The 16739-nt window shown below is 59.7% G+C and carries 17 protein-coding genes; 8 read left to right on the top strand and 9 right to left on the bottom strand.

Annotated elements, in window-relative coordinates:
* Positions 1 to 14: 14 nt before the first annotated feature.
* The 7 genes from era to rpoZ all read right to left on the bottom strand — a co-directional run bounded on the left by era (position 15) and on the right by rpoZ (position 6366).
* Positions 15 to 941, bottom strand: coding sequence for a GTPase Era (gene era / locus K1W69_RS20445; protein ID WP_220230296.1), 927 nt, complete (start codon positions 939 to 941; stop codon positions 15 to 17).
* Positions 931 to 1650, bottom strand: coding sequence for a ribonuclease III (gene rnc, locus K1W69_RS20440; RefSeq protein ID WP_220230295.1), 720 nt, complete (start codon positions 1648 to 1650; stop codon positions 931 to 933). Before rnc ends, era begins: the two co-directional genes overlap by 11 nt.
* Entirely contained in the window at positions 1647 to 2390 is a 744-nt protein-coding gene (gene lepB / locus K1W69_RS20435) for a signal peptidase I (protein ID WP_370688281.1), read from the bottom strand. Before lepB ends, rnc begins: the two co-directional genes overlap by 4 nt.
* Positions 2391 to 2469: 79 nt before the next feature.
* The gene (acpS, locus tag K1W69_RS20430; RefSeq protein ID WP_220230293.1) at positions 2470 to 2880 is read right to left on the bottom strand and encodes a holo-ACP synthase; all 411 of its coding nucleotides are present in this window, start codon (positions 2878 to 2880) and stop codon (positions 2470 to 2472) included.
* 19 nt (positions 2881 to 2899) lie between these two features.
* Positions 2900 to 3481, bottom strand: coding sequence for a DUF2062 domain-containing protein (locus K1W69_RS20425; protein WP_220230292.1), 582 nt, complete (start codon positions 3479 to 3481; stop codon positions 2900 to 2902).
* Positions 3482 to 3609: 128 nt separating this feature from the next.
* The gene (locus K1W69_RS20420) at positions 3610 to 5826 is read right to left on the bottom strand and encodes a RelA/SpoT family protein (protein ID WP_220230291.1); all 2217 of its coding nucleotides are present in this window, start codon (positions 5824 to 5826) and stop codon (positions 3610 to 3612) included.
* A gap of 120 nt (positions 5827 to 5946) precedes the next feature.
* On the bottom strand, positions 5947 to 6366 hold the full coding sequence (rpoZ, locus tag K1W69_RS20415; RefSeq protein ID WP_220230290.1) for a DNA-directed RNA polymerase subunit omega: 420 nt from the start codon (positions 6364 to 6366) through the stop codon (positions 5947 to 5949).
* 343 nt (positions 6367 to 6709) lie between these two features.
* Here rpoZ and K1W69_RS20410 point away from each other — a divergent pair, with 343 nt between their 5' ends.
* The 5 genes from K1W69_RS20410 (at position 6710) to K1W69_RS20390 (ending at position 10602) form a co-directional block, all read left to right on the top strand.
* Entirely contained in the window at positions 6710 to 7294 is a 585-nt protein-coding gene (locus tag K1W69_RS20410) for a LabA-like NYN domain-containing protein (RefSeq protein ID WP_220230289.1), read from the top strand.
* 88 nt (positions 7295 to 7382) lie between these two features.
* Complete coding sequence (locus K1W69_RS20405) at positions 7383 to 8042, top strand: uracil-DNA glycosylase (protein WP_220230288.1); 660 nt, start codon at positions 7383 to 7385, stop codon at positions 8040 to 8042.
* Between the two features lie 67 nt (positions 8043 to 8109).
* The gene (locus K1W69_RS20400) at positions 8110 to 9354 is read left to right on the top strand and encodes a D-amino acid dehydrogenase (RefSeq protein WP_220230287.1); all 1245 of its coding nucleotides are present in this window, start codon (positions 8110 to 8112) and stop codon (positions 9352 to 9354) included.
* Positions 9355 to 9364: 10 nt separating this feature from the next.
* Positions 9365 to 10174 carry a maleate cis-trans isomerase family protein gene (locus K1W69_RS20395; RefSeq protein ID WP_220230286.1) on the top strand — a complete coding sequence of 270 codons (810 nt, stop codon included), beginning with the start codon at positions 9365 to 9367 and terminating at the stop codon, positions 10172 to 10174.
* A 74-nt stretch (positions 10175 to 10248) separates the two neighbouring features.
* Positions 10249 to 10602 (top strand): RidA family protein, encoded by a 354-nt coding sequence (locus tag K1W69_RS20390; protein WP_220230285.1) that lies wholly within the window; start codon positions 10249 to 10251, stop codon positions 10600 to 10602.
* Between the two features lie 196 nt (positions 10603 to 10798).
* On the opposite strand, the gene smpB is transcribed toward K1W69_RS20390, so the two are convergent.
* Both smpB and dapA read right to left on the bottom strand, forming a co-directional pair.
* On the bottom strand, positions 10799 to 11272 hold the full coding sequence (gene smpB / locus K1W69_RS20385; RefSeq protein ID WP_220230284.1) for an SsrA-binding protein SmpB: 474 nt from the start codon (positions 11270 to 11272) through the stop codon (positions 10799 to 10801).
* A gap of 25 nt (positions 11273 to 11297) precedes the next feature.
* Positions 11298 to 12179 (bottom strand): 4-hydroxy-tetrahydrodipicolinate synthase, encoded by an 882-nt coding sequence (dapA, locus tag K1W69_RS20380; protein WP_220230283.1) that lies wholly within the window; start codon positions 12177 to 12179, stop codon positions 11298 to 11300.
* Positions 12180 to 12515: 336 nt separating this feature from the next.
* Here dapA and K1W69_RS20375 point away from each other — a divergent pair, with 336 nt between their 5' ends.
* From K1W69_RS20375 to K1W69_RS20365, 3 genes are read left to right on the top strand one after another with little or no spacing between them, the layout of a single operon-like run.
* On the top strand, positions 12516 to 14537 hold the full coding sequence (locus K1W69_RS20375) for a lytic transglycosylase domain-containing protein (protein ID WP_220230591.1): 2022 nt from the start codon (positions 12516 to 12518) through the stop codon (positions 14535 to 14537).
* 58 nt (positions 14538 to 14595) lie between these two features.
* The gene (locus tag K1W69_RS20370; protein WP_220230282.1) at positions 14596 to 15501 is read left to right on the top strand and encodes an alpha/beta fold hydrolase; all 906 of its coding nucleotides are present in this window, start codon (positions 14596 to 14598) and stop codon (positions 15499 to 15501) included.
* Positions 15502 to 15557: 56 nt separating this feature from the next.
* A complete protein-coding gene (locus tag K1W69_RS20365; RefSeq protein ID WP_220230281.1) occupies positions 15558 to 16721 on the top strand; it encodes a hypothetical protein in 1164 nt (387 codons plus the stop codon).
* The last annotated feature ends 18 nt before the right edge of the window (positions 16722 to 16739 follow it).

Genomic DNA, 16739 nt, shown 5'->3' with positions numbered 1-16739 from the left:
ACCTTCCCGCGCGGTCAGTCGGGATATTCAAGCCCGATTTCGCGGTATCGCTCGGGATCATCGCCCCAATTGCCGCGGACTTTCACGAACAGGAAAAGGTGGACATTCTGGTCGAGTATCTCGGCGATTTCCTTGCGCGCCATCTGGCCGATCGCCTTGATGGCCTCGCCCTTGCGACCGAGCACGATCTTCTTCTGGCTGTCGCGCTGCACGTAGATCACCTGTTCGATGCGGACGCTGCCGTCCTTGCGCTCTTCCCATTTCTCGGTTTCGACGTGGGAGGCGTAAGGCAGTTCCTGGTGCAGGCGCAGATAGAGCTTTTCGCGGGTAATCTCGGCGGCGAGCTGTCGCATCGGCAAATCCGAGATCTGGTCTTCCGGATAATACCACGGCCCCTCGGGAAGCCGCTGCGCCAGGAAATCAAGCACATCGCTACAACCGGATCCTTTCAAGGCGGAAATCATGAAGGTTCGCTCGAAATCGACCGTTTCGTTGGCTTTCGCGGCCAGATCAAGCAGTTTTTCCCGCTTCACCTGGTCGATCTTGTTGAGGAGAAGGATCTTCGGTCGGTCGACCTCCTTCAGCCCTTCCAGAATGTTCAGCGCCTCGTCGACGAGACCGCGTTCGGAATCGATGATGAACAGGATGATGTCGGCGTCATGCGCGCCGCCCCAGGCGGACGAGACCATGGCCCGGTCAAGTCGTCTTTTGGGCTTGAAGATGCCCGGCGTGTCGACAAGCACGATCTGTGCGCCGTCATGCATGACAATGCCGCGCACGACTGAACGCGTCGTCTGCACCTTGTGGCTGACGATAGACACCTTCGCACCGACCAGATGATTGACGAATGTCGACTTGCCGGCGTTCGGCGCGCCGATCATCGCGACGAAACCCGACCGGGTTGGTTTATCCTGCTGCGGTTCTTCTGTCTCAGTTGTCATCGTTGGTCCGTTGCCACACGCCTTCCCGCTCCAGGAGACGGGTCGCCGCATCCTGCTCCGCGATCCGCCGGGAGCGGCCCTGCCCGATCTCGGGCTCACTGCCGCCAATCTCGACGCGCACGGTAAAATGAGGGTCGTGATCCGGTCCCGTTCTCTCCACGATCGTATAGCGCGGCGTATCGCCGGTTCTTACGTGCGCCCATTCCTGCAATTCGGTCTTCGCGTCCCGCCGCGCCTGTTCGGAGTCTTTCGCCCGAGTCTCCCAGTTTTTGGCGATGAACTGCCTCGCCGCGTCCAGTCCTGCATCGAGATAGATTGCTGCAATCAGTGATTCCATCACGTCGGCGCGAACATTGGTCATCCGCTTTCCCTTGACGCTCTTCACGTCGGAACCGGTGCGGATGTATTGGTGAAGCTGCAATTCGTCGGCAACCGCAGCACAGGTTGTGGCGCTCACAAGCCGGTTCAGCCGGACGGACAATTCGCCTTCCTTCGCCTTTGGAAACAGGCTGAACAGCATCTCGGCGATCACTAGCCCGAGCACCCGGTCGCCCAGGAATTCCAGACGCTCGTAATTTGAATAGCTCCCGGCGCGGGCGCTGGAATGGGTCAGCGCCCGTTCCAGCCTGTCACGGTTCGAGATCGGGTGTCCGACAATGTCCTCAAGTCGCCTGAAATCGCTTTCCGAGAGACCTGCGTTGTGACTCATTCAGTGAACTCGAAGAAGCGCGTCGGCCGCAGATCCTGAGGCCATTTCCAGATCTGCAGAGGCGAGGCGCCGTCGCCGATCGAGAAGAAGATCATCTCGGCGCGTCCGACAAGATTTTCGGCCGGCACATAGCCAACGTCGAAACGACTGTCGGCCGAATTGTCGCGATTGTCGCCCATCATGAAATAATGGCCTTCGGGCACCAGGAATTCCCGCGTGTCGTCGCCGGCTCCATTCGGGAACTCATCGAGCGTGTCGTAGCTGACGCCGTTTGGAAGCGTCTCGTGAAACACGGCCGCGGGATTGTCGTTGACGCCGTGGGCGCGCGGATTGAACTCGCCGACCCGCTCGCGCTTGACCGGCGTGTCGTTGATGTACAGCACGCCGCCCTTCATGCGGATGCGGTCGCCGGGCAGGCCCACGACACGTTTGATATAGTCGATCTTCGGATTCGGCGGGAAGCGGAAGACAACGATATCGCCGCGTTCCGGCTCGCCGCTCCATATACGCCCCGAAAACAGGTCGGGCGAGAACGGAAACGAGTAACGTGAATAGCCGTAGGCATATTTCGAAACGAAAAGGTAGTCGCCCTGCAAGAGCGTCGGCATCATCGATCCCGAGGGAATCGAGAAAGGCTGGAAAAGAAAACTGCGGATGACGAGCGCCAGTATCAGCGCCTGGATGATGACCTTGACGGTTTCCCAGAGAGCCGATTCTTTCTTTTCCGCTTTGTCGGACACGTTTGCCAAACCCTTTAATCCTTTTCGATGCTGCAGCTTACTAGATCGCCGGCCCTGCGTTGTAAATGGAATCCGGTCACTATGCTGGCTTTTCACCCGCATGGGCCTCGATAATCACGAAGGCCTGGGCCAGCGGAAAATCATCAGTTATTGTCAGATGCAAGGCGGCGGAGAAGCCTTGAGGAAGCAGTTTTTCAAGCTGTTGCAAAGCGCCGCCGGTCAACTCAAGCCTCGGGCGCCCGTCATCGAGATTAAAGACGCCGATATCCCGCCAGAAAACGCCTTTCGATATGCCGCTTCCAAGCGCCTTGGAACAGGCTTCCTTCGCGGCAAATCGTTTTGCATACGAGGCTGCTTTCTGCTTGCGGCGTTCAGAGCGCTCCTGCTCGACTTCGGTAAAGCAACGCGTCGTGAACCGCTTGCCATGACGCGCAATGGTGCGCTCAATGCGCCGGATGTCGATGAGATCGCTGCCGATGCCGATAATCATAAACGCTGGATCCGGCTGGTCATACAGTCTGACCGTTGGAGAGGCCGTCGCGACGCGTGCGCTTCTGGTCAAGCCTGCGACGGCGCTGGCTCTGGAAGGCGGCGACGCTCAGATAGGCGATCAGATAGGCGCCGACGCCGAATACCAGCGCAAATGGCAGGCAGCCCACCGCCATCGGCTTCAGGATTGGCCCCCAGATCTGTGAGAAATCCAGGTGTCGGAACAACTGACCGAGATCAATGACCTTGTGGGTTTCCTGAAAATCGTCAGTCATGATCCGGTTTCCGAGCTTGTAGCTGGCGGTCCAGATGAAGGGAAAGGTCAGCGGATTTCCGAAGGCGGTGCCAAGCGCCGATGCTATGATATTACCCGCAAGCACATAGGCGAGAGCCGCCGCGATCACGAAGTGAAGCCCGAGAAAGGGCGTCCAGGAAGCGATAACGCCTGCCGCTACGCCGGCTGCGATGGCGTGCGGCGTCGCCGTCAACCGCAATATCCGCTTGCCGAAGTACTGGAACGACCGTGAGAAGGACCGCCGCGGCCAGAGGAAAACGCGTATCCTTTCAATAAAACCAGCAGGTTTGCGTCGGCGAAAGAGCATGTGTCGATGTTCGAGAACGGAAGCGGCTATCTGGAATCAATGTACATGGTTGCGTTACGGATAACAGTCCCTTTGTGCACTGGTCTGGTTAAACAAATCCTGATTCTCCGGCTAATCTGTGGCCGGAACTAATCATATATGCGAACGGCGTCGCTGACGCAGGAAAGCCCCTTCAATGTGCTGACAAGTTTATTGAGGTGCTTGAGGTCCCAGACGCCAAGATCGAATTTCATCTCGGTGAAATCGTCGGCCACCCTGACCATCGTCAGCATGTTGATGTTGGTGTCGCTCGCGGCGATCGTTTGCGCCACTTCCGCGAGCGTTCCAGGCTCGTTCAACGCGTTGACGGTGACGCGGGCGTTGAACCTTCTGTCGCCGGCCTGGTCGATATCCCAGCGCACGTCGATCCAGCGCTCCGGCTTGTCGTCGAACTCCGTGAGTTTGGAAGACTGGATCGGGTAGATCGTGATGCCCTGCCCGGGCTCCATGATGCCGACAATGCGGTCGCCGGGCACAGCGCCGCCCTTCCCAAAGGAAACCGGCAATTCTCCGCCCGCTCCCCGGATCGGGAGCGCGTCGTCGACAGCCCGGTCCTTTGTATCCTTGCGCGCCTTCGATCGACCTGGAACACGGAAGATCATGCCGGCGGCGCTGCGCAGATTGAACCACCCCTCGTCGGAGGGAGTTTGCTTGATCGTCATGCGTTCGCTTTTGTGGTCCGGATGGATCGCAAGCAACACGTCTCTGGACGACAACTCGCCCCGGCCCACAGCGGCGATTGCATCTTCAACGTCCTTGAAGCCGATCCGGTGCAGAACCGGCTTCAGGTCGTCGCGCGTGAAAACCTCTCCCGCCCGGCTGAAGGCCCTTTCGATAATCCGGAAACCGAGGCCGGAGTACTGCTTGCGCACAGCCGCGCGGGTTGCGCGGCGAATGGCGTGCCGCGCCTTGCCGGTCACGACGATCTCTTCCCAGGCCGGCGGCGGCACCTGCACGCCCGAGCGAATGATTTCCACCTCGTCGCCGTTGCTGAGACGGGTGACCAGCGGCATGATCCGGCCATTGATTTTCACGCCCACGCAGGTGTCTCCTATGTCGGTGTGAACCGCATAGGCAAAATCGATCGGAGTAGCCCCGCGCGGCAGGGCGATCAACTGTCCCTTGGGCGTGAAGCAGAACACCTGGTCGTGAAACAGCTCCAGCTTGGTGTGTTCAAGAAATTCTTCCGGATTGTCGCCTGTAGACAGTTGTTCGATCGTATGCCGCAGCCAGGAATAGGCTCTGGAATCCTCCGGAAGCGCCGCGTTGCCGACATTGTCCTTGTAGAGGGCGTGGGCGGCGACGCCGTATTCGGCGATCTCGTGCATCCGCTCGGTGCGGATCTGCAGTTCCACGCGTTGGCGAGACGGCCCGATGATGGTCGTGTGGATTGAGCGGTAATCGTTTTGCTTTGGCGTGGAGATATAGTCCTTGAAGCGGCCAGGAACGACGGACCATCGCGTATGAACGATGCCAAGGGCGCGATAGCAGTCGTCCAGATCGTCGACGATGATGCGGAAACCGTAGAGGTCCGACAATTGCTCGAAGGACAGTGACTTGGACTGCATCTTGCGGAAGATCGAATAGGGTTTCTTCTGCCGGCCGCTGACCTTCGCCTTCAAACCCTTCTCGACAAAGAGCTCCTGCAGCTCAGTCTCGATCTTCTTGATGATGCCCTTGTTTTTCTTCGTCAGCTCCTCGAGCCGCGCCGACACGGTTTCGAAGGCCTCGCGGTTGAGATGCTGGAAGGAGAGTTGCTCCAGCTCCTCGCGCATATCCTGCATGCCCATGCGTCCCGCCAGCGGGGCATAGATGTCCATCGTCTCCTCGGCGATGCGCGCGCGCTTGTCGGGCGCGACGTGATCCAGCGTACGCATGTTGTGCAGCCGGTCGGCCAGTTTGACGAGCAGCACGCGCACGTCGTCGGAGACTGCGAGGAGCAGCTTGCGGAGGTTTTCCGCCTGCTTGGCGCGCTTTGTGACCAGATCGAGCTTCTTGATCTTGGTCAGTCCCTCGACAAGCGCGCCGATATCCTCTCCAAATAGCTCGTCAATCTCGTCGCGCGTGGCGGTCGTATCCTCGATCGTGTCATGCAACAGGGCGACCGCGATAGTCGATTCATCCAGATGCATATCGGTCAGAATCGCGGCGACCTCGAGAGGATGCGATATATAGGGATCGCCGCTCGCCCGCGTCTGCTTGCCGTGCTTTTGCATGGCATAGACGTAAGCCTTGTTCAGCAGGGCTTCGTTGACGTCAGGCTTGTATTTGTGCACGCGCTCGACGAGCTCGTACTGACGCATCATTGACGGTATAACTCCACACAATCAGGCATGACGGGAACCCTGCCCAACAAAAAGAAAAATGCGCCGGAAAGGACCCCGGCGCACCGAATCTTGCTCATATTGTAACACCACCGAAGTGGTTCAATAGTCGTCGCTTTTTTCCGGCGGCACAAGTCCTTCGATGCCTGCAAGCAGATCTTCTTCCGACATGCGGTCGAAAGCGACGCCCTCGACTTCCGGCTGCGGCGCATCTTCTGCGGAGACGGTCTCCGGCGCAGCGGCCTGATCGGTCGTCTCGAGGAGGGAGGCCGGATCGGGCTCCGGCTCGTCCACTTCCACATGCTTCTGCAGGGAATGGATGAGGTCTTCCTTCAGATCGCCCGGAGAAAGCGTCTCGTCGGCGATTTCGCGCAATGCGACAACGGGGTTCTTGTCGTTGTCGCGATCGACCGTGATCATTGCGCCCTGGGAAACCTGACGGGCGCGGTGACTGGCAAGCAGCACGAGATCGAAACGGTTGTCTACTTTGTCGATACAGTCTTCGACGGTGACGCGGGCCATGGCCTGTCCTTTGTTAAATCGTTCGTTCAGGGATTACGGAGCCAGATACTCCTTAATCTCCAGTTTTTCAAGCGAATTGGGCGATATTCAGGTGTCCGCCCGTTCAAACGGCTTTCATTGTTGCCAACAGCAATAAAATTCTGCGAAAACGCTTGCCTCTTTGCGAACACAAAAATATGTCTGTGTGGGACTTACGTGACAGGTTGTGACGCGATGTCTTTATACTATGCATAGTTTCTATTGATGCTTTAGTTGAACCGTTATGTTAAAAACTGCTAGATATACTCTTTCTAATTTCTGTTTTATGATTTACTCTCACTAAAAATCAACTACAGGATTATAAATGTTTGATTCTCGCGAAAAAATATCTCTCTTTATTGACGGGGCTAATCTTTATGCAACAGCGAAGAGCCTCGGATTCGATATAGACTACCGTAAACTTCTTACAGCTTTTAACCAACGCGGATATCTCCTGCGCGCCTATTATTACACGGCTGTCGTGGAAGATCAGGAATATTCCTCCATTCGTCCCCTGATCGATTGGCTCGACTACAATGGCTACCGCGTCGTCACCAAGCCAGCCAAGGAATTTACCGACGTAAGCGGCCGACGCAAGATCAAGGGCAACATGGATATCGAACTCGCCGTCGACGCCATGGAGCAGGCAAGCACGGTCGATCATCTGGTGATCTTTTCCGGCGATGGCGATTTCGCCAGCCTGGTTTCCGCCCTGCAACGGCGCGGACGCAAGGTATCGGTCGTCTCCACACTCGCCACGCAGCCGGTCATGATCGCCGACGCGCTGCGTCGTCAGGCCGACAATTTCATCGACCTTGCGGACCTGAAGGACGAAGTCGGACGCGCAGCGTCGGAACGGACTTCGCGCGCACCGATGATGGATGAAGAAGAGTACGACATGCAGCATTGATTGCGGCCTGGTTTAATCCACAAAAACTGCCGTTTATTTCCGTTCCACCGATTGCGAGTCGCGCAACGCTTCGTAAATAGTAATCGGCATGACGACACCGATCGACCCTCCGCGCGATTGCCCGCTTTGCCCCCGCCTGCATGACTTCATCGCAAGACATCGGCTTTCGCACCCCGATTGGCACAATGCGCCTGTCGACACCTGGTACCCTGCCGGCGGCCCGAAGGACGTCAGGCTTCTGGTTGTCGGTCTCGCCCCCGGCCTGCGCGGCGCAAACCGGACAGGCCGCCCGTTTACCGGCGATTACGCAGGCGATCTGCTTTATGCGACCTTGAACGAGTTCGGTCTTTCGAAAGGCCGGTTCGAAGCCCGTCCTGACGACGGGCTTGAACTGGTCGGGACAGCCATTACCAACTCGGTGCGTTGCGTGCCGCCTGAAAACAAGCCGACCTCCAGCGAAATCAATACCTGCCGACAGTTCCTTCTGACGTCTCTCGACGTCATGCAAAACCTCCGTGTCATACTGACACTTGGCAAGATTGCGCACGACTCGACGATCCGTGCGCTTGGCGGACGCGTCGCCGCCCACCCTTTCAGCCATGGCGGCGAGACCGAGATTGGCGGCCTTTCGATCGTCTCCAGCTATCACTGCTCTCGCTACAACACGAACACCGGCCGGTTGACCGAGCCGATGTTTCATCAGGTCTTCCGGCAAATCTCCGATCTGATATCGCAATCCGGACGTTGACAGCGCCGTCAATCCATACTTGGCTGCAGGCCGGGCGTAGTCCGATTGATCGGCACTGGAGACACGCATGCAGATTACGGTTCTTGGCGGCGGCGTCGTCGGCATCACCGCAGCCTATGAACTTCAAAAGGACGGCCATCTGGTCACCGTCATTGAAAAGAACGACACAGTCGGCTCGGAAACGAGTTGGGGAAACGCCGGTCTGATCGCGCCCGGCCACTCGTTCACCTGGTCCTCGCCGTCTGCGCCGATGACCATGCTGAAATCTCTGGTGTCGCCAAACCAGTCCATTCGCTTCAAACCTTCTCTCGATCCGGATCTTTGGAGCTGGTCGCTCAAGTTTCTCGCCCAATGCACGCAATCGCGCTCGGCGCGCAACACGGAGCGCAAATATCGCCTTGCCTCTTATTCCCAGACGATTCTTCACGAGACAATTCGTGACACTGAGATCGATTACGACCGCGTCGATCGGGGTATTCTTTATTTCTATCGCGATCCGGCGAAGCTCGAAGCCGGCGTTCAGCACATGCGCATCATGGAAGAACTGGGACACCGCATCGACGTGCTTGACCGGGCGCAGGTTCTGGACCTGGAGCCGGCGCTGTCGGCCGTCGGCCACAAGATCGCCGGCGGCGTATACTGCCCTACCGACGAGAGCGGTAGTTGCCACAAATTCACTGCCGGACTTGCCGAGCACATCAAGCGGAACGGCGCGGAAATCCGTACCGGCGAAACCGTCACTGCGCTTGACGCCGAAGGCGACAGGATCACTGCAGTCCACACCGACAGGGAAACGCTGAAAGCCGATCTCTACGTCATGGCGCTCGGCAATGGCAGCCCGTTCCTGTCGCGCACGATCGGAGAGTCCCTGCCGATCTATCCGGTCAAGGGCTATTCGTTGACACTTCCAGTCGGCAATAATCCCAATCCACCCACGGTTGGCTCGGTCGACGAGGAAAATCTCGTCGCCGTATCACGCTTCGGCGATCAGGTACGGGTGACAGCCACCGCCGAGATTGCCGGTCACGACCGCAGCCACCGGCCGGAGGATTTCCGGTTCATGGCCGATGTCGTGCGCGAACTCTATCCCGAGGGAGCCGACCACGACCGACCCCATATGTGGGCGGGCCTGCGGCCCATGACCCCAACCAATCTGCCTTATATCGGACGCCGAAAACACGCCAATCTCTACTACGACACCGGCCACGGCCACATCGGCTGGACAATGTCGCACGGTTCGGCGCGCATTCTCGCTGATGCGGTGGCCGGGCGCGCGCCGGCGCTCGATCTCGCTTCGATCAATGATGGCTGAGGAGACTCTGATGACCCTTGATGTCGCCGACTTCCTTGACATTGGAACCCTGCCCTGCACGCTCGACGGCGGCGTCGCCTCCCGCGCCGCGATCGGATTGATCGTTCTGGCCACGGACCAGACCATGGAGCATGAGTACCGGACGCTTATGCCAGCCATCGGGATAGGGCTTTACTGCACCCGCGTATTCAACGACGCCGACATCACGCCGGAAACGCTCAGAGCCATCGGACCGCGCATCGCGCCGGCAACCGAACTCATCATGCCTGGTCTCGACCTCGACGTGATTGGATTCGGCTGCACGGCCGCCACCATTGCGATGGGCGAGGACGCCATCTTCCGCGAAATCCGCAAGGTTCGTCCGGGCATTGAATGCACAACGCCCATCACCGCAGCGCTCGCCGCATTCCGCGCCTTCGAGGCCCGGCGCATCGGCGTCATTACCCCGTACGAACCGGCCGTCAACGAGATCGTCCGCGCTTATCTGGAAGATCGCGGCGTGCATGTAGCGGCATTCGGCACCTACAACAAGATGGATGATCGCGAGGCCGCGCGCATCGATCTCGATTCGATCGCGCAAGGCGTCGCCGCGCTCGCCAAAGCCACGCCTCTGGACGCCGTTTTCATTTCGTGCACCTCCCTCAGGCTTGCAGAACGGCTGCCGGAAATAGAAGCGGCCGCCGGACTGCCTGTCACATCCAGCGACCACGCAATGGCCTGGCATTGCCTGCGACTGGCGGGCGTTGAAGACGCCGTGGCGGGAGTCGGAAGGCTTTTCGCTCTCCCGCTGAAAGAGCCCGACGCTGCGTTGACATCCTGACGGGCATTGCCCAGAAGGATGCATCCAAAGCGGCGGATTCCGCCAATTTCATCGTTACGGACAAGGAGAACATGATGAGTGACATCAAACGGATAGACGTCGGCGCCCGGATGAGCCAGGCCGTCGTGCACGGCAATACGGTCTATACCGCCGGCCAGGTCGCGCTTCGCGCTCCCGGCGCTTCAGTAGCCGAGCAGACGAAGGACATTCTCGCCCGGATCGACGAACTCCTGGCCGAAGCCGGCACGTCCAAAGAGAAGCTGCTGATCGCCACGATCTGGCTGTCCGACATGGCGGGCTTCAACGAGATGAACGAGGTCTGGGACGCCTGGGTCGTTCCCGGTGCAACACCCGGCCGCGCCTGCGTCGAATCGAAACTCGCCGCTCCGCAGTTCACCGTCGAAATCCAGGTCATAGCGGCGCTCTGATTTCAGCTCGTTCCGGGTCGGCGGCAATCCGCCGATCCGGCTCCACAATCTACGTCCACGCAGTCACGGCAGGCAGGACGAGTTGGCTGCGATCTCTACAATAACGCCTTTGGAACAAGACTTTCTGCGTTCAGAAATAAAGCCGCAGTTGCAAAGACTTGATTGAATTCGTTGAGAAATTGATTCGGGAGTGAAACTACCCGCGATCGCGCAGAAGCCTTGCTTTCTGGCGATCCCAGTCGCGCTTCATTTCGGTCTCGCGTTTGTCATGCTGCTTCTTGCCGCGCGCCAGAGCAAGTTCCAGCTTGGCGATGCCGCGATCGTTGAAATAGATCTTCAGCGGCACCAGCGACATGCCCTCGCGCTGCACCGCCCCGATGAGCTTGCGGACTTCACGCGCATTCAGGAGCAGCTTGCGATGTCGCCGAGGCTCGTGATTGAAACGGTTCGCCTGCAGATATTCCGGGATGTGCGAATTGATCAGCCAGATCTCGCCATTTTCCTCGGTCGCGTAGGACTCGGCGATATTCGCCTTGCCCTGGCGCAGGCTCTTGACCTCGGTGCCGGTCAGAACCAGCCCGGCCTCGAAGGTCTCGATGATCTCGTAGTTGAACCGGGCCTTGCGGTTTTCAGCAGCAATCCTGCCCCGGGGTTTCGCCCCTTTAGCCATGTCTTGCGAATTCCCCTGCGATTTCTCAGTTCAGGAGACCTGCGTGGCGCATCGCATCGTCAATGATCGCACGCGTCTCCGGAGCAACCGATACGAGCGGTCTTCGCAGGGAATCGGTCATATGTCCGAGCTTGTTGAGCGCATATTTCGCGCCTGCAGGGTTCGGTTCAACAAACAGCGCCTGATGGAGCGGCATCAACCGGTCCTGATACTCCAGCGCCAGCGCATAGTTTCCGCTCCGAGTCGCCGCCTGGAATTCGGAGCAAAGACGCGGCGCGACATTGGCGGTCACCGAAATGCAGCCCACTCCGCCATGCGCGTTAAAGCCAAGCGCAGTGGCGTCCTCGCCGGACAGCTGGATGAAGTCCACGCCGCAGGCAAGCCGCTGGAGCGATACGCGATCCATCTTCGCCGTCGCATCCTTGACGCCGACGATATTGTCGAATTCGCCGGAGAGCGCGGCCATGGTCTCGACGCTCATGTCGATCACGGAGCGGCCGGGAATATTGTAGATGAATATCGGCAGCGAAGTGGCGCGGGCAATCGCCGAGTAATGTTCGTACAGGCCCCTCTGGTTGGGCTTGTTGTAATACGGCGTTACAACGAGAACGCCGTTGGCGCCGGCGCTTTCTGCGTGCTTCGCCAATTCGATCGCCTCGCGCGTGCTGTTCGAACCGGCGCCGGCGATGACCGGCACGCGCTTGTTCGCAACCTCTATGCAGATCTCGACGACACGTTTGTGTTCATCGTGGCTCAGGGTCGGGGATTCACCGGTCGTGCCGACAGGCACAAGACCGTTGCTTCCTTCTGAAATCTGCCATTCCACGAAGGCGCGGAATGCCGGTTCGTCCAGCGCGCCATCCTCGTCGAACGGCGTTACAAGCGCTGGGAGTGACCCTGTGAACATTTCATCTCCTGACAGTTCTGACGTTCGTTCTCTGCATCGAGGGACGTCGTTTCAAGCCAGTTCAGCCGTCAGGCCGAAAGGCGCTGCACCATAGTCCCGCTCCCCTGCCATCGCAAGCGATAACCGCGCGCGTTTTCGATACGGGAAACATTCCATTAACGCTCTTTTCATCGGTGTCTGAGACCCTAAGTGTTGACGATACCCGGTTGGAAACGCCGGGCATGCGTCCCGACTTACGCCGCATTTTCACGGTCAGATGAAGCCATGACACGACGCCTCACAGCAACTTTGATGATTTCAACCGCCCTGCTCGCCACATCCGGCCCCGTCTGTGCGATGACGCTGCTGGAAGACGTGCCGGTGCCGACGCCACGACCGTCTGTCGATCGCGCTTTCGTCGCCGAGGAAGCCTCGCCTTCTTATGAGACCACCGCATCGATACCGCGCGCCGCCAGCCCCGCAGCCGTCTCGCCAAAGCTGAAAATCGGCCTCGACGCGTTGAAGGCGGATCAGATCGACAAGGCGCGCGCCATGCGAGACAGCCTGCCCCGCGGCTCGCTCGACAACCATATCCTGACCTGGGCGATCGCCGTATCGGGCGCCAAGGGCGTTCCGTCGGTAGACATCGCCGTCGCGTCTCGCGAATTGCAGGGCTGGCCGGGACTTGATTCGCTTCGCGGCAATTCCGAAGAGGCGCTTTTCGAGGAATATCGCGATCGCAAGGCGACCGCGCGGCAGGTCATCGCGGCCTTTGGAAGCTCGACGCCCGAGACCGTCGATGGCTCCATTGCACTTGCCCGCGCGCTGCAGGCGACGGGCGATTCGAAGAAGGCAGCCAGCGTGATTTCCAACCTCTGGCGCACGAGAGCGCTCGATCGGTCGACGGAGAATCTCGTTAAGTCCGAGTTTTCCGGCCTGTTGACGCAGGCCGATCACAAGCGGCGAATGGATATGCTGCTTTACCGGGACCGCGTGTCCCAGGCGCAGAGGGTCGAGGGCCTCGCCAAGGCCCAGTCGCTCTTCAAGGCCCGCGCCGGTCTCAGTCAACGCAGCGGGAACACCGGCAAATTGCTGGACGCCGTTCATTCGAGTTGGCATGGCGACCCGCTCTACATCCACGCCCGCGCGAAATATTACCGCCAGGCGGATAAATACGAGACCGCGGCGAAATGGCTTCTGAAAGCGCCGCGCGACGCCGACGCGCTTGTCGACACGCATGAATGGTGGACCGAGCAGCGCATCGTTTCCCGGTCGCTCGCAGAAAGGGGCGACTACCGACTCGCCTACAAGGTGGCCACACAACACACAGCGACGGACGCCGGCGACTATGTCGACGCCGAATGGCACGCCGGCTGGTACGCGCTACGCGGTCTTAATGACGGAAAAACGGCTGCGCGTCATTTTCAGGCGGGTCTCGACCGTTCCGCCACGCCGATTTCGAGATCGCGCTTCTTCTACTGGCTCGGCCGGGCGGCGGAGAAAGGCGGACCGGGCTCCGCCAAAGCGCTCTTCGCCAAAGCTGCGGAATATCCCGGCACCTATTACGGCCAGCTTGCCTCCGCGAAACTGAACCGCAAGTCGATCCGGATCGACTACCCCTCTCCCACGCCGGCGGAACGCCAGAGGTTCTCGCAACGGGAATCCGTGCTCGCGATCAAACGCCTGAACGACGCCGGGCACGGCTATCGGGCGACGAGGCTTTACCTGGCCCTGGCTGAAGAGCTTGACAGTCCGGGAGAAATCGCGCTGCTGACGGCCATGGCCGAACGCGAGGGCGATCATCGCATGTCCCTGCTCGTCGGAAAGGCCGCCTTCGCCCGGAATTCGGACGTCGCGGCGCTCGCCTTCCCGGTCGGGGTCATTCCCGCCAACGCCAATATCGGCGGCTCCGGCAAGGCGCTGGCCTATGCGATCGCCCGGCAGGAAAGCGCCTTCAATCCGGCCGCGGTCAGCGGCGCCAATGCGCGCGGCCTGCTGCAGCTGTTGCCGTCGACGGCGAAGCTTGTGGCGCGCAAACATGGCATCTCCTATTCCGAATCGCGACTGACGAGCGACGCCGCCTACAACGCCACGCTCGGCGCGCATTATCTTGGCGAGCACATCTCTGATTTCGACGGCTCCTATATCCTCACCTTCGTCGCCTACAATGCCGGCCCGCGCCGCTCGACGGAATGGATCGAGCGTTTCGGCGACCCACGCGGCAAGTCGATCGACGAGGTCGTCGACTGGGTCGAAAGCATCCCCTACCCCGAAACCCGCAATTACGTGCAGCGGGTGATGGAAAACTATCAGGTCTACAAGACCAGGCTGGGACAGGACGCGGATATCGTAAGCGATCTGCGATATGGCCGTCGCTGAGAAATTGTTCTATTCCCTTGGCGCCGGACAGCCAGTATTCGAAGCCTGAGGGGAATTGATGCAAGCAGACACCGTTAGCGGATACCAGTCCGTCACCTTTTCATCACCGGACGGATTGAAGCTGCATGCCCGTATTTACGGCCATGACAATCCCGAGGCGCGCGACCGCACGCCACTGATCTGCCTGCCTGGTCTCACGCGCAACAGCGCGGATTTCCACCAGTTCGCTCTGCTGATCAGCACGCACGAGACAACGCCCCGACGGGTTGTCTGCTTCGACTATCGCGGCCGCGGCGGTTCCGAATGGGACAAGGACAGGAAGCATTACAATATCCTGACGGAAGCCGATGACGTCGTCGCCGGCTGTACCGCGCTCGACGTTCCGCACGGCGTGTTTCTCGGAACCTCCCGCGGCGTCCTTATCATTATGGCGCTTGCAGCGACCCGACCGGGCGCGATCAAGGCGGCCATATTCAACGACGCCGGGCCGGTGATCGATGGCGAAGGCCTGGCGCAGATCATGAGTTATCACGACCACAGAAACCAGCCGAGTTCCATGGCCGAGGCGACGGCGATGATGAAGGAGGCCTATGGCAAATCCTTCCCCGTTCTGACCGAAGAAGACTGGGTCGACTACGCCGAGGCGACATTCGTCGAAAAGGATGGCCGGCTGGTCGGCAATTTCGATCCGGCGCTTGCGGACATGCTGCGCGAGATAAATCTGAACGCGCCGCTGCCGACGATGTGGCCGCAGTTCGATGGCCTCGGCGCCGTGCCCCTGATGACCTTGCGGGGCGAACATTCGAAACTGCTTTCCGAGGAATCGGTGCGACTGATGGCGGAAAGACACCCGGGCATGCGTTCTGTCACGGTTCCCGGTCAGGGACATGCGCCGATACTGCATCTGGGCGGACTTCCGGATACGATCATGACCTTTCTGGAATCCGTGCCGGACGCGAATTGAATCTGCCAGCCGGACGTCTATAACACCTTGGCTGAGCGCCGAACGGGATCGACCACGTGTTACCGCCACTGAACTTGTCCTTCGATGGACCTGACGCCCCGTCCGACCAGGTCGATGTCAGCTTTGCGTGGGGTAAGACGCGCCGGACAACCTATTTTTCCTGCCCCGGTCACTCTCTCCTCAAAAGCGGCGACGCCTTGTTCTGTCTCGGCCTCGTCCCGGCCATGGAAATCGGCGTCGATCTCCACATCCACAGCCCCGTGGATCAGGCGCTCCTGGACAATGGCCAGAAAATCCAGGAACTGCTCTGTCAATGGTATCCGGGATACAGGCCCATCAAGGTTCTGGCGGAGGCGACGATCCGCCAATATCCGGACGGCCGCGGCAGCGGCGTTTTCTACTCCGGCGGCGTTGATTCGTCTTTTTCGCTGGCCGACGCGAGTGATCGTCTCGACGCCCTCGTCACGCTTGTCGGCGCCGACGTCGATATCGGCGACACGCGCCAGGCCAGCCATCTCGACGGCGTGGTGAGGCAGGTCGGCGCCCGGTACGGACTGGAGCCGTTTATCGTCCACACGGATATCCGGCGGGTATCCGACCGGCTGATCGGATGGGTCGAATATCACGGCGCGCTGCTCGCCGCCGTCAGGCACATGCTTGCCGACCGCCTGGAAAACCAGCTCATCGCCTCTTCCGCGGACGAATCTTCCTGGAACAGACGGTGGGGGTCGCATCCGGCGCTCGACCCGCTTTTCGGAACGCCGGGCGCCCGCGTCGAGCATCATGGCCTGGTGGACCGGTTGTCCAAGGTTGCGAGAATCATCGATGAGCCCGACCTGATGTCCAATCTGAGGGTCTGCGATTATTCGGTCGACAATTGCGGAGTGTGCGAGGACTGCACCTTCATGCTGATGGCGCTCGACGTGCTCGATGGATTTGACCGCGCGCCCACCTTCAGCCGGGCGCCGGTCGATCCGGCGCGGGTGCGCGTAACGGGGGAAGGATCGATATCCGATCTGACCAAGCTCCGGCAGGCGTTCATCGCGCGAAAACCTTCCTCGCCCGCGGTGGACTATCTGACGAAGGCCTTTGCGCGATACGACCGGGAAAAGCTGACCCGGCGATGGGCGCCTTATGATGAATGGCGGAGAAAACTCAAACGCGTGAAGCGACAGCAGCGCTATCGTGCGGCCAGTCGCGGAGGAGACGGCAAGGCGTGACCCAGTCATCGGAATCAA

The organism is Flavimaribacter sediminis (assembly GCF_019492055.1).
GTDB classification, from domain to species: Bacteria; Pseudomonadota; Alphaproteobacteria; order Rhizobiales; family Rhizobiaceae; genus Flavimaribacter; species Flavimaribacter sediminis.
Note: the sequence above shows the minus strand (reverse complement) of the source record. Positions and strands in the feature narration are given on the sequence as shown.

What these genes read in the sequence shown, in the direction of transcription:
- era (WP_220230296.1), bottom strand. Translation starts at nt 941, where the DNA reads ATGACAACTGAGACAGAAGAACCGCAGCAGGATAAACCAACCCGGTCG.
- rnc (WP_220230295.1), bottom strand. Translation starts at nt 1,650, where the DNA reads ATGAGTCACAACGCAGGTCTCTCGGAAAGCGATTTCAGGCGACTTGAG.
- acpS (WP_220230293.1), bottom strand. Translation starts at nt 2,880, where the DNA reads ATGATTATCGGCATCGGCAGCGATCTCATCGACATCCGGCGCATTGAG.
- K1W69_RS20425 (WP_220230292.1), bottom strand. Translation starts at nt 3,481, where the DNA reads ATGCTCTTTCGCCGACGCAAACCTGCTGGTTTTATTGAAAGGATACGC.
- K1W69_RS20420 (WP_220230291.1), bottom strand. Translation starts at nt 5,826, where the DNA reads ATGATGCGTCAGTACGAGCTCGTCGAGCGCGTGCACAAATACAAGCCT.
- rpoZ (WP_220230290.1), bottom strand. Translation starts at nt 6,366, where the DNA reads ATGGCCCGCGTCACCGTCGAAGACTGTATCGACAAAGTAGACAACCGT.
- K1W69_RS20410 (WP_220230289.1), top strand. Translation starts at nt 6,710, where the DNA reads ATGTTTGATTCTCGCGAAAAAATATCTCTCTTTATTGACGGGGCTAAT.
- K1W69_RS20405 (WP_220230288.1), top strand. Translation starts at nt 7,383, where the DNA reads ATGACGACACCGATCGACCCTCCGCGCGATTGCCCGCTTTGCCCCCGC.
- K1W69_RS20400 (WP_220230287.1), top strand. Translation starts at nt 8,110, where the DNA reads ATGCAGATTACGGTTCTTGGCGGCGGCGTCGTCGGCATCACCGCAGCC.
- K1W69_RS20395 (WP_220230286.1), top strand. Translation starts at nt 9,365, where the DNA reads ATGACCCTTGATGTCGCCGACTTCCTTGACATTGGAACCCTGCCCTGC.
- K1W69_RS20390 (WP_220230285.1), top strand. Translation starts at nt 10,249, where the DNA reads ATGAGTGACATCAAACGGATAGACGTCGGCGCCCGGATGAGCCAGGCC.
- smpB (WP_220230284.1), bottom strand. Translation starts at nt 11,272, where the DNA reads ATGGCTAAAGGGGCGAAACCCCGGGGCAGGATTGCTGCTGAAAACCGC.
- dapA (WP_220230283.1), bottom strand. Translation starts at nt 12,179, where the DNA reads ATGTTCACAGGGTCACTCCCAGCGCTTGTAACGCCGTTCGACGAGGAT.
- K1W69_RS20375 (WP_220230591.1), top strand. Translation starts at nt 12,516, where the DNA reads ATGACGCTGCTGGAAGACGTGCCGGTGCCGACGCCACGACCGTCTGTC.
- K1W69_RS20370 (WP_220230282.1), top strand. Translation starts at nt 14,596, where the DNA reads ATGCAAGCAGACACCGTTAGCGGATACCAGTCCGTCACCTTTTCATCA.